General features: G+C 69.7%; 14 protein-coding genes. 8 read left to right on the top strand and 6 right to left on the bottom strand.

Annotated elements, in window-relative coordinates; genetic code table 11:
• Positions 1-107 precede the first annotated feature (107 nt).
• The 5 genes from CXR44_RS20915 to CXR44_RS20895 all read left to right on the top strand — a co-directional run bounded on the left by CXR44_RS20915 (position 108) and on the right by CXR44_RS20895 (position 3,400).
• A complete protein-coding gene (locus tag CXR44_RS20915; protein ID WP_101787787.1) occupies positions 108-287 on the top strand; it encodes a DUF6104 family protein in 180 nt (59 codons plus the stop codon).
• A gap of 121 nt (positions 288-408) precedes the next feature.
• A complete protein-coding gene (locus CXR44_RS20910; RefSeq protein WP_101787786.1) occupies positions 409-1,209 on the top strand; it encodes a DUF4097 family beta strand repeat-containing protein in 801 nt (266 codons plus the stop codon).
• The gene (locus tag CXR44_RS20905; RefSeq protein ID WP_101787785.1) at positions 1,206-1,955 is read left to right on the top strand and encodes a PadR family transcriptional regulator; all 750 of its coding nucleotides are present in this window, start codon (positions 1,206-1,208) and stop codon (positions 1,953-1,955) included. The genes CXR44_RS20910 and CXR44_RS20905 overlap by 4 nt, the downstream gene beginning before the upstream one ends.
• A 352-nt stretch (positions 1,956-2,307) precedes the next feature.
• Complete coding sequence (locus CXR44_RS20900; RefSeq protein WP_101787784.1) at positions 2,308-2,913, top strand: TetR/AcrR family transcriptional regulator; 606 nt, start codon at positions 2,308-2,310, stop codon at positions 2,911-2,913.
• Between the two features lie 88 nt (positions 2,914-3,001).
• Positions 3,002-3,400: a hypothetical protein gene (locus tag CXR44_RS20895; protein WP_101787783.1), complete on the top strand. Its 399-nt coding sequence runs from the start codon at positions 3,002-3,004 to the stop codon at positions 3,398-3,400.
• Positions 3,401-3,406: 6 nt separating this feature from the next.
• Here the strand turns inward: CXR44_RS20895 and CXR44_RS20890 are convergent, their stop codons facing one another.
• From CXR44_RS20890 to CXR44_RS20870, 6 genes are all read right to left on the bottom strand, one after another.
• Positions 3,407-4,363, bottom strand: coding sequence for a zinc-binding dehydrogenase (locus CXR44_RS20890; RefSeq protein WP_101787782.1), 957 nt, complete (start codon positions 4,361-4,363; stop codon positions 3,407-3,409).
• A 9-nt stretch (positions 4,364-4,372) separates the two neighbouring features.
• Positions 4,373-5,251 carry a hypothetical protein gene (locus tag CXR44_RS20885; protein WP_101787781.1) on the bottom strand — a complete coding sequence of 293 codons (879 nt, stop codon included), beginning with the start codon at positions 5,249-5,251 and terminating at the stop codon, positions 4,373-4,375.
• Between the two features lie 42 nt (positions 5,252-5,293).
• Positions 5,294-5,722 carry a type II toxin-antitoxin system VapC family toxin gene (locus tag CXR44_RS20880; RefSeq protein ID WP_101787780.1) on the bottom strand — a complete coding sequence of 143 codons (429 nt, stop codon included), beginning with the start codon at positions 5,720-5,722 and terminating at the stop codon, positions 5,294-5,296.
• Positions 5,709-5,972 carry a hypothetical protein gene (locus tag CXR44_RS38970; RefSeq protein ID WP_144070035.1) on the bottom strand — a complete coding sequence of 88 codons (264 nt, stop codon included), beginning with the start codon at positions 5,970-5,972 and terminating at the stop codon, positions 5,709-5,711. Before CXR44_RS38970 ends, CXR44_RS20880 begins: the two co-directional genes overlap by 14 nt.
• A gap of 98 nt (positions 5,973-6,070) precedes the next feature.
• Positions 6,071-7,522 carry an acetyl-CoA synthetase gene (locus CXR44_RS20875; protein ID WP_101787779.1) on the bottom strand — a complete coding sequence of 484 codons (1,452 nt, stop codon included), beginning with the start codon at positions 7,520-7,522 and terminating at the stop codon, positions 6,071-6,073.
• A gap of 104 nt (positions 7,523-7,626) precedes the next feature.
• Positions 7,627-7,884, bottom strand: coding sequence for an SSI family serine proteinase inhibitor (locus CXR44_RS20870; RefSeq protein ID WP_180903614.1), 258 nt, complete (start codon positions 7,882-7,884; stop codon positions 7,627-7,629).
• A gap of 301 nt (positions 7,885-8,185) precedes the next feature.
• On the opposite strand from CXR44_RS20870, the gene CXR44_RS20865 reads away from it, so the two are divergent.
• From CXR44_RS20865 to CXR44_RS20855, 3 genes are all read left to right on the top strand, one after another.
• Positions 8,186-9,259 carry a trypsin-like serine peptidase gene (locus tag CXR44_RS20865; RefSeq protein WP_101787777.1) on the top strand — a complete coding sequence of 358 codons (1,074 nt, stop codon included), beginning with the start codon at positions 8,186-8,188 and terminating at the stop codon, positions 9,257-9,259.
• Between the two features lie 204 nt (positions 9,260-9,463).
• Positions 9,464-10,630: a trypsin-like serine peptidase gene (locus tag CXR44_RS20860; protein ID WP_101787776.1), complete on the top strand. Its 1,167-nt coding sequence runs from the start codon at positions 9,464-9,466 to the stop codon at positions 10,628-10,630.
• Between the two features lie 414 nt (positions 10,631-11,044).
• A complete protein-coding gene (locus CXR44_RS20855; RefSeq protein ID WP_101787775.1) occupies positions 11,045-12,646 on the top strand; it encodes a trypsin-like serine peptidase in 1,602 nt (533 codons plus the stop codon).
• Positions 12,647-12,972 lie beyond the last annotated feature (326 nt).

Here is a 12,972-nt window from a genome sequence, read left to right as displayed (position 1 = left end):
CCCGCCGGCCCGGCCGCGCGGGGGTCTTCCCATATGGCGGACGGCCTAGAGTGAGGCGTGGAAGCCGGTGACCCGGCAGCACGCACGCATGACCGAAACGGAGCACGATGTACTTCACCGACCGGGGGATCGAGGAACTCGTCGAGAGGCGGGGCGAGGAGGAGGTCAGCCTCCTCTGGCTCGGCGAGCGGTTGCGCGAGTTCGTCGACCTCAACCCGGAGTTCGAGGTCCCGGTCGAGCGGCTGGCCACGTGGCTGGCCCGTCTCGACGACGACGAGGACGAGTAGCACCCCTCCCGCCCTTTCACGGGACCGGGATACACGACAAGACGCGATACATCTTGAGTTTCCGCGACTCACGACATATCGTGTCTTGTGTGACGGTGATCCGGGACGAAGGGACGGGGACATGCGGCACTGGACGATCGAACGACCCGAGCAGCTGACGTTCGGGCCGGTGACCACCCTCGACGTGCGCATCGTGGCCGGCAGGCTGGCGGTGCTGGCCAGCGAGGGCCCGCCGTCGCTGGAGGTCTCCAGCATCGACTCCGCCCCGCTGATCGTCTCCTACGACGAGGAGGCCCAGCGGCTCAGCGTCGCCTACAAGGACCTCACCTGGGAGGGCGTGCTGAGCTGGCTGCGCAGCGCCCGCCGCGAGACCGTCGCCACGCTCACCGTCCCGAAAGGCTGCCGGATCAACGCCGGCGTGGTCTCCGCCTCGGCCGTCGTGGCCGGGTTCGAGAACATGACCAGCGTCAAGAGCGCCGCCGGCGACATCGTGCTCGACGGGGTGAGCGGGGAGGTGAGCGCCACCACCGTCTCGGGCGGGGTCGAGAGCCGGGCCATGGAGGGCGACCTGTCCTTCCAGAGCGTCTCCGGCGACCTCACCGTGGCCGGAGGAGTGCCCCGGCGCCTGCGGGCCGGCACGGTGTCCGGCCGCATCACCGCGGACCTGAGCCTGAGACCGACGGGGCACGTCACCCTCAACAGCGTCTCGGGTGACATCCTGGTCAGGCTTCCGGAGGACGTGGAGACGGACGTCAGCATCCGGTCCACCTCCGGACGCCTGATGAGCACGTTCGAGAAGCTGTCCGACAAGAGCGGTCCCGGCGCGAAGTCGCTGTCGGGCCGGCTGGGTGGCGGCATGGCCTCGCTGGCGGCGACCACCGTCTCCGGTGACGTCACGCTGCTCAAGGGGGAGAACGCATGAGCCCTGTCTTCGGTCACGGCCGGCTCCGGCTGTACCTGCTGAAGCTGCTGGACGAGAGCCCGCGCCACGGCTACGAGGTGATCCGGCTGCTGCAGGACCGCTTCCTCGGCGTCTACTCCCCCTCCCCCGGCACCATCTACCCGCGCCTGGCCCGCCTGGAGGAGGAAGGGCTGGTCACCCACGAGGTGATCGACGGCAAGAAGGTCTTCTCCATCACCGACAAGGGCCGCGAGGAGCTGAACGCCCGGCTCGACGAGCTGGCCGACCTGGAGCAGGAGATCTCCGCCTCGGTGCGCGACATCGCCCGCGAGGTGAAGGAGGACGTCCGCGACACCGTCAAGTCGCTCCGCGAGGAGCTGACCCGGATGGCCAAGGACGTCCGCGTCGGAGCCGAGACCGACGCCGGACGGCAGCGCGAGCGGCAGAAGGCGCACTTCGAACGGCTCAAGGAGCAGCAGCGCCGGCAGTGGCGGGACCACGCCCACCAGTGGCAGGACGAGAGCCAGCGGCTGAGCGGCGAGTGGCGCAGGATCTGGGCCGACATCTGGTCCACGCTCGGCGGGCCGGGCGCCCATCCCGGCCAGGCCGCCGACCTCGACGCCGAGCTGGGCGGCCTGCTGGCCGACTTCGTCGCCCGGGTCCGTGAGGAGGCCTCGGAGTCCCGCCTCACCCCGCAGCGCCTCGACCAGCTCCGCGGCGTCCTCGACGAGGCGTCCGACCGCATCCGCGACACCCTCCGCCCGTGATCCGGTACGGCCTCCGCTCCCCGGCGCAGCGCCTCGCCCCGCGCCCACCCCCCGACCCGCCGCCTCACCGCCCGCCACCACCATCCGGCCCGCCGTCGACCCACCGCCCGCCGCCACCATCCGGCCCGCCGTCGACCCACCGCCCGCCACCCCCCGACCTGCCATCCACCTACCGCCCGTCGCCGCCATCCGGCCTGACGACGCCGACCGACCGCCGGCCACCAGTGCCGCGCGAGGAGGCGCCGGCGACACCCCGCCCGCGGCCGGGCCCGCATTCCGGCGCCGCCGCGAGCCTCGACGCACGCCCCCTCCCACTGTGGCAACATGGTGTCGCCATAAGAGAGGAGCCGTCATGGCAGCACCATCCCGTCGAGGTGACCCCGAGCGGCGCACGCGCCCCGGCGGGCGCAGCGCACGCGTCAACGAGGCGATCCTCACCGCCGTGCTCGACGAACTCGTCGAGTCGGGCTACTCGAAGCTGAGCTTCGACAAGGTGGCCACCCGCGCGCAGGTGCACCGGGCGACGCTGTACCGGCGGTGGGCCACCAAGGAGGAACTCGTCGCCGAGGCGCTGCTCGCCCAGACCGGACAGGCGGTGCCGATGCCCGACACCGGCTCGCTCCGCGAGGACCTGCGCCTGCTCACCCACGCGATCGTCGCCAACATCTCCGCCCCGGACGGGCAGAGCCTGCTCCGCACGCTCGTCTCCGACGCGGGGCAGGTGCCGGAGATCTCCGTCGCCGGACGGGCGTTCTGGAGCAAGCGGTTCGCGCTGGCCGGCGCCATCGTGCGGCGCGGAATCGAGCGGGGCGAGCTGCCGGCCGGCACCGACCCGGACTTCTTCATCGAACGGCTCATCGCGCCGCTGTTCCTGCGCCTGCTGGTCACCGCCGAACCCATCGACGCCGCCTACGCCGACCGGATCGTCGACACACTCCTCGGCACGGACGGCACCTAAAGGCGACATCTTGTTGCCCTAAGGCCTCCGCGTGTGCCATGCTTCTCTAAAGGCGACACTTTGTCGCACATTTCTTGAGGAGGACCCCATGGCAACGCTCACCGCCACGACCGCGCAGCCGAACCGGTGGTTCCAGGTGGGGCGGGGGCTGCTGGTCCTGGCCGCGCTGACCGCCGCCGCCGCGGGCGCCGGCGCGATCGGCGAGGTGGCCGGCGCCGGCCCGGAGGCGTTGATCGCGCACACCTGGCGCATGTACGGCCTGTTCCTGTGTGCGGGCCTGTTCGCCGTCCTCGCCTGGCGCCCGGACACCCACGCCACGGTGTGGATGCTGCTGATCGCCAACAAGGCCGCGCTGACCGTCACGGCGCTGGCATACCTGGCCACCGCCGCCGTCCCGGGGGCGGCGGAGACGGCGGCCTGGGACGGAGGCCTGACCGCCGTCCTCGTCCTCGCCTTCGTCACCACCCGGCGGCGCGTGTCCGCCTGAGCCCGCTCAGACCGTGAAGACGATCTTCCCGAAGACGTCACCCTCGCTCATCGCGGCGAACCCGTCGCGCGCCCGCGCGAGCGGCAGCGTCCGGTCGATGACCGGACGCACCCCCGTCTGCTCCAGGAAGACTGCCAGTCTCCGCAACTGGTCGCGGGTGCCCATGGTCGAACCGACCACCGACAGCTGCAGGAAGAAGACCCGGTTGAGGTCGGCCGGCGGCACCGCCCCGCTGGTGGCGCCGGAGACGACGACGCGCCCGCCGGGCCTGAGCGACCTGAGCGAATGGTCCCAGGTGGCCTGCCCGACCGTCTCCATCACCGCGTCCACCCGCTCGGGCAGCCGCGCGCCGGGCTCGAACACCCGGTCCGCGCCGAGCTTCAGGGCCCGCTCGCGCTTCTCGGCCGACCGGCTGGTCGCCCAGACGCGGTAGCCGCCCGCCCGGCCGAGCGCGATCAGCGCGGTCGCCACCCCGCCGCCCGCCCCCTGCACGAGGACGGTGGCGCCCGGCTGCAGCCCGGCCTTGTCGAAGAGCATCCGGTACGCCGTCAGCCAGGCCGTCGGCAGGCACGCCGCCTGCTCGAACGTCAGCGCGGCGGGTTTGGGCACCAGGTTGCGGCGCGGCACGGCGACCCGTTCGGCGAAGGTGCCGTCGTACACCTCCGACAGCAGCGAACGCTTCGGATCGAGCGTCTCGTCGGCCCCGCTGCCGATCACCGAGTGCACGATGACCTCATTGCCGTCCTCGTCGACGCCGGCCGCGTCGCAGCCGAGCACGATGGGCAGCCGGTCCTGCCGGATGCCGACTCCCTTGAGCGTCCACAGGTCGTGATGGTTGAGCGCGGTGGCCCGTACGGCGACGGTGGTCCAGCCGTCCGGGACCTCCGGTTCCGGACGTTCGCCGAGCGTCAGCCCGGCCAGAGGGTTGTCGGGATCGGTCTGTGTGGCGGTTACGGCGAACATGGCCGCACCCTACTTCAGCGTGATCCTGATCTCCTTGACGGCCCGCTCGACGAACTCCCGCCCGCCGGTCGCCGCGACTTGCACCCCGTCGTGGCAGGCGGCCCTGGCCGGGCGGCGGCCCCGCTCCATCATCTCCGGCACCTGCGAGCCCTTGGCGCAGCCGGGCAGCGGGATGACCGCCACCATGTCCCCCACGACGCTGCCGAACCACAGTTGCGGGCCGACCGGATCACCCTGCGCGACATCGCCCGGCTCGGCCAGGCGCACCGGGCCGCCGCCGGACAGCACGAGGTAGCCGTCCTTCGTCACCCGGCCACGCAGCCGCTCGGCCGCCGCCATCCGCTGCTCGAACGTCAGCCCGTCGAACCGGTCGTACAGCGCCATCCGCCACGGCCCGAACGCGAACAGCAGCACCTGACCGTACGCGCCGCTGCCCGGCTGGCGCGGCCAGAGCTGCACGTTGGAGGTGAGGCTTCTGATCGGCGGGCCGCCTTTGGACACCTCCGCCTCGCCGCCGTAGGGAGCCGTGAGCCGGCGGTACGCCCCGTCGATCCAGACGCCCCGGAACGGCCGCACCCCGAGCCGGTCGAGCTCCAGCCCGGCGGGGTAACGGACCTCGCCCCGCCTGCCGTCGGGGAAGACCACCCGGACGATCTCGTCGTCCCCCTTGACCCTCGGCTTGGGGTAGAGGGCGTTGGGCGCGTTGCTGAGCGTGCGCATCGACCGGATCGGTTCGGGCACGGCCGCGCGCGGCGGCGGCGCCTCGGGCTCGCGGCTGACGACCAGGCCCACCACCGGGACCGCGACGAGCACCGCCACCACGACCAGGCCGATCCATCGCCGATGCCCGCGCCGGCCCGACTCGATGACATCGAACTGATCGGCCACGACGACCTCACCCGGTGGAGTGGCATGCGCCCTGCCTTCAGTTCAGTTGAGCGGTGACCGCCAGCGCAAGCCCTCGAACCTGCCGAAGTCCTTGTCACAGGTCACGAATTCACAACCATGCTCGATGGCCAGCGCCGCGAGATAGGCGTCGGGCACGAGCTTGCTCCTGGCCTGTGTCTGGCGGCACAACCGGGTGAAGATGTGCCAATGCCGCTCACTAGGCTCCAGGACGATGGCGTGGGGCTGATTGCGGACCTGCCCGGCGAAGGCGAGGATCTCGTCCATCGTGGGTGGATCCTCGTGCAGGAAGGGGTGGCTGAGAATCCGCACGACACCATTGATCACGTAGTCGCTCACCGCGTAGGCCGAGTCTCCGTTGACCATGCCGTCCACCAGGCGCCGACAGACCTCATGATCGTCAGCCCGCCGACGGAAGGCGTTGATGAGGACATTGACGTCACTCAGCAGCATCCGACACCGTCCCGGCGTAGCGCTCGATGTCCTCCTGGTCGATCAGCTCTTTGATGAACTCGGGCGTGAGCTCGATGCCGGGTCTGAGCCGGGCGTCCGACGTCACGAGCTCCACATGGGGGCGGCGGGCCGTTTCCGTGGAGCGGTTGAGCAGTTGTCGCAAGGCGTCCTCCATCACTGAGGTGAGACTGCGTCCGTTTCGGGCCGCGTACGCCTTCGCCTCGTTGAGGAGTGCTTCGTCGATCCGCACCGTGGTCCTCCGCATGACTCCAGCGTCCGCTCATGACATAAAAATGTCAAGAGCTCACAGTAGTCACTCGGTCACAATCTTTGCACGGGTTTTGCGTATCACCACCGCGCCACGTTGACCCGGCCGTCGGAGGAGAGCCGCACCCGCTGTCCCACCAGCTCCCGCGACTCGGCCTCGGCCAGGAGGTCCGGCTCCGGCACCTGGGCGTGCGCCCGCCCGCCGCCGGGCAGGTCCACGACGAGGATGCCCCGCTCGGCCGTCCCCTCGCGGTCGTGCGCCACGGTGTACCCGGCCACCACGGCGGGCCCGTCGTACGCGGGCACGATCGGCACGGGTTCGGCCGTGAAGACCGGGCGGGCGTCGCCCCGCGCGCCGACCGGCCCGTCGCCCGGCTCGGTGGACCACACGGCGTACGCGTGCTTGGTCAGGTGCATGCCGACACCGGTCACCAGCCCGTGACCGCCCCGCTCGCGCAGCACCCCGGCCATCGTGGCGGTCGAGTGGAGCACGTAGTCGCTGGCCGGCCCGCCCGCGTACGGCAGGCCGCCGGTGACCGTGAGGCCACGCGGATCGGACGGGTCGAGCCCGATCGCGTCGCAGGCCTGCCGGAGCGCGATCGCGAAGCAGCTGTAGAGGTCGATCGCCCCCATGTCGTCGAGCGTGACCCCGGCCCGCCCGAACGCCGCCGTGGCGGCACCCGCGATGGCCTGCGAGGCGCCGAGCGCGGGCCGGGCCGCCACCTCCCAGGTGTCCTCGGCGTACGCCCATCCGCGCAGATGCACCCGCCGGTCGGCGGGCACACCAAGCCGGTCGGCCAGGGCGGTGCTCACCAGGACGACGGCCGCCGCCTGGTCGACCTCCAGGACGGCCACGGTGTCGCGCGTGTACGGCCAGCCGACGAACCTGCCCCCGGCCGCCAGTTCCTCGGGCGTGCGCGGGGTGCGCCGCCAGGCGTACGGGTTCGCGGCGGCCACCTCGGTCATCGGCGCCAGCATGCGCGCCCGGTCGGCCATCTCCTGCTCGATGGTCCAGCCGAGGGCGGCGCGCCGGGCCGTCTCCATGATCGCGTACGTGTGCGCCGGCAGGAACAGGTCGTGCGCCAGCTCGGCCGGGTGCGGGGGCCGCTCCCAGCCGTAGGGGGGCTTGGGGACGGCCGGATGGCTCCACGGCACCCGCTCGCCCGCCTTCCGGTACGCCCTGCGCGTGGCCAGCGCCTCGGCTCCGGCCACCAGCGCCGCGTCGAGGTCGCCGGCGGCGATCCTGGCGGCGGCCTCCCCGATGAGCAGGTGCGGCGCGGTGCCGCTGACACGGGAGTAGGCCTGGTGGCGCGGCGTGGCGCCGAGCCGTTCGGCGAGCCGCCCGGTGGGCGAGTCGTACTGCCAGGAGTCGGTGTGGACGAGCTGGATCGAGTCGAGCCGCGTCAGGGGCAGCCGGGCGTCGCGGGCGGCCTCGCGGGCGACCTCCTCCCAGAGGTCGAGCGGCTCGGGGCCGGGCTGGTCACGGACGGTGCGCTGGGCCACGCCGACGAGGCAGGGGGTACGGGGGTCCATGCCGCCATTGAAGCAGAACAATGTTCCGGCAACAGGGTGGTGCTTCTGCCGGACACGCGGCAGCCCCGGGCCGCGCGGAGGCGGACCGGGGCTGCCGGGTGGGATCAGAGCCGGAAGACCGGTCCGGTCGAGGCGGCCAGCTCGCAGCCGTTGGAGAACGTACGGTCGTAGTCGTGCCGCTTGCCGTCCCAGATGCCCATCGCCTTGACGTGCACCGGGTTGTACTCCATGGTGCACGCCGTGCCGTCCGGCCGGGTGAGCTGCGCGGGATCGCCGCCCACTCTCTCCAGAGTGGTGCAGGCGGGCGTGCGGGCACGCCGGGTGCACGACAGCACACCGGTCTTGTCCCCGACTGTGATCAAGAAAAGCCTCAGTCCCCTGCCGGGAGCGTGCGTGTCAGCCACGGCGGGAGCGGCGCTGAAAGCCGTACAGGAAAGGACGGCCAAGCAGAGAAGTCGACGCATGGATACCACCTTTCCTGGTGCGCTGACCTGCGGCAACGACCGACACGAGGGATCAGTTGCGCCTATGCGGATGGATGCCTTGACGACTGTCTTATAGGACACAAGTCACGCTTGATCGGATAACGAATCCCCCACCCGAGCTGCAATACATAGGACAGATCTGTAAGAATCCACCCTTACACCCCACGAAAGGCTTTTCATGATCCCCCGGGCCAGGCATCTGGCGGCAGCCGCGCTGAGCGCGCTGCTGACGCTGCCTGCCTTCGGAGGCGACGCCGCCGCCTCGGCCGCCGGGATCGTGTACTCGGTCACGCTGACCAAGACCTCGGCGGACGTGCAGCGGGTCGCCGACTACTGGAAGCCGGAGCGCCTCAAGGAGGCCGACAGCTACAGCCCCGCCACGCCGGGCTCCCAGGCGGCGCCCACCTCCGCCGCCGGGGGGAGCGTGGGCGGCCGGATCAGCACCGCGGCGCCGTCGAGGAAGTCCCTCGCCGTGGCGCCCGCCCTCCCGCGCAAGGGCACGGCCGCCAAGACCATGGGCAAGGTCTTCTTCCGGTTCGGGGCCAAGGAGTACTGGTGCTCGGCCAGCGCGGTCGCGGCCGGCAACCGCTCCGTCGTCGCGACGGCCGCGCACTGCGCCTACGACCCCCGCCAGGGCAAGGCCGCCCAGGACTGGATCTTCGTCCCCAACCCGGGCCCGGACGGGACCGCGCCGGACGGCATCTACGTGGGCTCGGCGATCAGCATGCACGAGCACTGGCCCGGCAAGGGCGACTACGACTACGACTACGCGTTCGTGACCGTGAACCGCGGCTTCACCTGGGTGAACAAGGACGGCAAGCTCGCCACCCAGGACGTCGGCCGGCTGCAGGACAACGTCGGCGGGCAGGGCCTGGCCGTCAGCAAGGGGCTCGGCCTCACGATCCACGCCTTCGGCTACCCGGCGGGCCCGCAGCCCGACGGCACCCGACCGTTCAACGGCCGCACGCTGCGGACCTGCGCCGGCACCACGAGGAAGACCGTGGCGCCCAGCCTGGACCTCCAGTTCGGGGTGCAGCTGCAGCCGTGCAACTTCAGCGCCGGCGCGAGCGGTGGCGCCTGGCTGATCGACTACCGGCCCGTACAGCAGCTCGGCGGGCTGAACGGCATCAACAGCCTCACCTGGAACCGCGACGCCAAGGACGGCTACGACGCGGTGTCCTCACCGCCCTTCACGGTCGCCACCGGCCAGGTGTACCAGCGGGCCGCCACACTCAAGACTCCACAAATGTGACGTAAGTTACACGCACCGTTGTCAACCACCAGGTGATCAGGCACGATCAGATCTCGGAACGATCACATCCGCCCGATGACCGCTTCACCTGATCTTCCGTAAATTCCGGGTCCAGGGCCAGACCTGTAGGTTCCGGGCTGACCGTTTGCTGCTTACGGGGTGCATCCGCCCCGCGTCAGCACAAAGGCAAAGCCTGGAGTTACCTTGAAGCGAATCCTTGTCCCGGCCGGTGGCGCCGTTCTGGCGACCGGCCTCCTGGCCAGCGGCATGGCCGGCAGCGTGCAGGCCCGTGCCGACATCGCCTCCGACCCGATGGCCCGCAACACGGCGCAGGCCGCCTCCGTCGCGTCGTTCTGGCTCGCGTCGAACGGCGCGGCCCTGCGCGCCGCCACCGCCTACACCTGGGACGCCAAGGAAGTCCGGAAGGTCGTCTCCAAGGGCGGGGCCACCCCCGACGGCAGCCCGGGCAGCGCCGCGCCGATCGGCGAGGAGAAGGCGCCGATGAGCAGGGCCCAGAACGTGAACATGCCGAAGACGACCGGCAAGGTGTTCTTCGTCGACGCCTCGGGCAAGTACCGCTGGTGCTCGGCCACCTCGGTCCAGTCCAACTACCGCAACCTGGTCGCCACCGCCGGCCACTGCGTGTACGACACCGACGGCAACCGTGACGTCCTCGACCGGTGGGTCTTCGTGCCCGGCTACTACCAGGGCAAGGCCCCCTGGGGCATCTACGTGGGCAAGCAGGCCTTCACCCACTACGACTTCGACGTCTACGAGGACTACGACCGCGACTACGCGTTCGTCACCGTCTACAACGGCATCGGCTTCACCGGCGTCAAGCAGGTCAGCCGCAGGGACTACGACCGCTTCACCGGGCCCAAGCGCAGCTGGGGCGGACGCAACTACATCCTGCTGTCCAAGGACGTGGGCCGCCTCGGCGACAACGTCGGCGGCCAGGGCGTCTCGTGGAACCAGCCGACGGGCAAGGTCGTGCGCGCGTTCGGCTACCCGGCCGCCCCGCACCCCGACGGCAACAAGCCGTACAGCGGCGTGACGCCGAAGACCTGCTACGGCAAGACCACCGGCAAGGCCGTGGGCGCCTCCTGGCTGAAGATCGAGGAGCACATCGGCCTCAAGTGCGCCGTGACCCCGGGCTACGACGGCGGCCCCTGGCTGGCCAACTACAGCAACGGCAAGCGTCTCGGCTACGTCAACGGCGTGACCAGCACCTTCGCCGACCAGGACGGCAACGACCGCATCGACTACATCACCTCGCCGTACTTCGACGGTGAGACCGCGTCGGTCTACAACTCGGCCAAGAACGTCTGGTCCGGCAAGATCGTCGGCCCGAACGGCGAGCTGCACAAGTAGGGATCACGGTCCCGCGGGGGGTTCCGGCTTCGGCCGGACCCCCCCTTTTTTGTGTACGGGACGGGCCGAGACCCCCCTGCCGAAGATCGTTAAGGCGGCCGGAGCATCATTAGACGGAGTTGACCCCGGATTTGGTTCCTGTGATCTGAGTCACATTCACGCTCTCACTTTGTGCGACGGACCCGTCACACCCGCTTTCGAGACCTTCGGCATGCCCTGCGAAGACGCGCTCCTCCGATCACCGTCAGCGAAGATCACTGACTGGTAACGGAAAGGTCACGGCGGTAAGGCCGCATGCCGAATGGGGCAAACCGGCTTCCACCTGCGAAGATCACCGCGCTATGTTCCTTGCTATCCCTTTACTGACGCATGGGACGCACGTTGCGACCCACGACAGACCAAGGAGCAGTTCCCTTGAAGCGCATCCTCATCCCCGCCGGTGGCGCCCTCCTGGCTACCGGCCTTCTGGCCGCCGGCCTCGCCGGCACCGCCACGGCCGCCAGCGACGTCGCCAGCGACCCGATGGCGAAGAGCGCGGCCGACGCCAAGGCCATCGCCCAGTTCTGGGCCGAGTCCAACGGCGCGGCTCTCAAGGCCGCGACCCAGTCCAACATCTGGGACAACAAGGACGTCGCCAAGCTCCAGAGCAAGGGCGGCTACAGCGCCGACACCAAGCCGGGCTCCGCCTCGCCGATCGGCCAGGAGAAGAAGCCCGCGGTCAAGACGCAGAACGTCAACTTCCCGAAGACCATCGGCAAGGTGTTCTTCGTCAACGCCAAGGGCGAGAAGAAGTGGTGCTCCGCCACCTCCGTCCAGGCGCAGTACCGCAACCTGGTGGCCACCGCCGGCCACTGCGTGTACGACACCGCGCACAACACGGACGTCATGTCCAAGTGGGTCTTCGTGCCCGGCTACTACCAGGGCAAGGCTCCCTGGGGCATCTACGTCGGTAAGCAGGCCTTCACCCACTACGACTTCGACGTCTACGAGGACTACGACCGCGACTACGCGTTCGTCACCGTCTACAACGGCATCGGCGGCACGCTCAACACGCCGAAGAAGGTCTCCAAGTCCGAGTGGGACGCCTACAAGGGCGAGAAGTTCGTCAAGAAGCAGGAGATCTCGGCCGACGAGTACACGGCCGGTGTCTCCAAGTACGGCGAGAACGGCCCGTACCAGAAGGAGAGCGTCACCTCCGCGCCGGAGACCATCGGGAAGCCCGCCGACGTCAAGACGGCGAAGCAGGCTCTCGAGTACTACACCGCCACCGGCAAGAACGGCGTCAAGCTGACCGCCACCGAGGTGACGGAGCACGACTACAACAAGGCTCCGAACGGCCTCGACAACAACGCCAAGTTCGTCGGCCCGACCAACGCGAGCAAGGTCGCCATCAGCCAGGAGGAGTACAAGAAGCTCCTCGCCGAGAAGGCCGACGGCAAGTACCTCGGCAAGCTCTGGGCGGACAAGGACGCCAACGGCAACGAGAAGGCCTGGTACAAGCAGCAGTTCTTCATCAAGAAGTGGGTCAAGTCGACCACCAAGGAGATCTACTGGGTCGGCGAGTACTTCATCGTCGTCCACAACCTCAAGGACGCCGGCCGCCTGGGTGACAACGTCGGCGGTCAGGGTGTGGCATGGAACCAGCCCACGGGCAAGTACGTCCGCGCGTTCGGCTACCCGGCCGCCCCGCACCCCGACGGCAACAAGCCCTACACCGGTGTCACGCCGAAGTGGTGCTACGGCAAGACCACGAAGAAGCTCGTCGGCTCGGCCGCCAAGAAGATCGAGGAGCACGTGGCGCTCAAGTGCGCCATGACCGAGGGCGCCGACGGCGGCCCCTGGCTGCTCAAGTACAGCAACAACAAGCGTCTCGGCTACGTGAACGGTGTCACCAGCACCTTCAACGACCAGGACGGCAACGACCGCGTCGACTACATCTCCTCGCCGTACTTCGACGGCGAGACCGCGAGCGTCTACAAGGCCGCCGCGAAGGTGTGGTCCGGCAAGATCATCTAAGTGACGTACCGCGACCGGCGTTGCGCCGATCGTTGACGCGTTGACTCACGAAGGGCCCGGCGATCGCCGGGCCCTTAGGCGTTTCCGGCGATCTGTGAGGCGTTTTGACGCACGGCGCGCCCATCCGGTGCCATCCAAGCGATGTGATCTGCATCACATGCCCTGAGACCGCTGCGCCCGTACGCCAGCCGCACCCCGCAAGTCACACTGACAACTTCCTTATGTTGATCTGCGAAAACGGGTGCGTCAGACACTTCCGGCAAGTCACCCGCATATGCCGCCTAAACATCACAGAACGATCACGGGCCGCAAACCCGATCTTTTCT

It is taken from the genome of Nonomuraea indica (genome assembly GCF_002850745.1).
In the GTDB taxonomy this organism is placed as follows: Bacteria; Actinomycetota; Actinomycetes; order Streptosporangiales; family Streptosporangiaceae; genus Nonomuraea; species Nonomuraea indica.
The sequence above is the reverse complement of the archived record's forward strand: the minus strand, read 5'-3'. Positions and strand labels throughout refer to the sequence as shown.

Excerpts from the sequence above, each read along its gene's own strand:
- CXR44_RS20865 (WP_101787777.1), top strand. The coding sequence starts at position 8,186 with ATGATCCCCCGGGCCAGGCATCTGGCGGCAGCCGCGCTGAGCGCGCTG.
- CXR44_RS20895 (WP_101787783.1), top strand. The coding sequence starts at position 3,002 with ATGGCAACGCTCACCGCCACGACCGCGCAGCCGAACCGGTGGTTCCAG.
- CXR44_RS20905 (WP_101787785.1), top strand. The coding sequence starts at position 1,206 with ATGAGCCCTGTCTTCGGTCACGGCCGGCTCCGGCTGTACCTGCTGAAG.
- CXR44_RS20880 (WP_101787780.1), bottom strand. The coding sequence starts at position 5,722 with ATGCTGCTGAGTGACGTCAATGTCCTCATCAACGCCTTCCGTCGGCGG.
- CXR44_RS20915 (WP_101787787.1), top strand. The coding sequence starts at position 108 with ATGTACTTCACCGACCGGGGGATCGAGGAACTCGTCGAGAGGCGGGGC.
- CXR44_RS20890 (WP_101787782.1), bottom strand. The coding sequence starts at position 4,363 with ATGTTCGCCGTAACCGCCACACAGACCGATCCCGACAACCCTCTGGCC.
- CXR44_RS20875 (WP_101787779.1), bottom strand. The coding sequence starts at position 7,522 with ATGGACCCCCGTACCCCCTGCCTCGTCGGCGTGGCCCAGCGCACCGTC.
- CXR44_RS20910 (WP_101787786.1), top strand. The coding sequence starts at position 409 with ATGCGGCACTGGACGATCGAACGACCCGAGCAGCTGACGTTCGGGCCG.
- CXR44_RS20900 (WP_101787784.1), top strand. The coding sequence starts at position 2,308 with ATGGCAGCACCATCCCGTCGAGGTGACCCCGAGCGGCGCACGCGCCCC.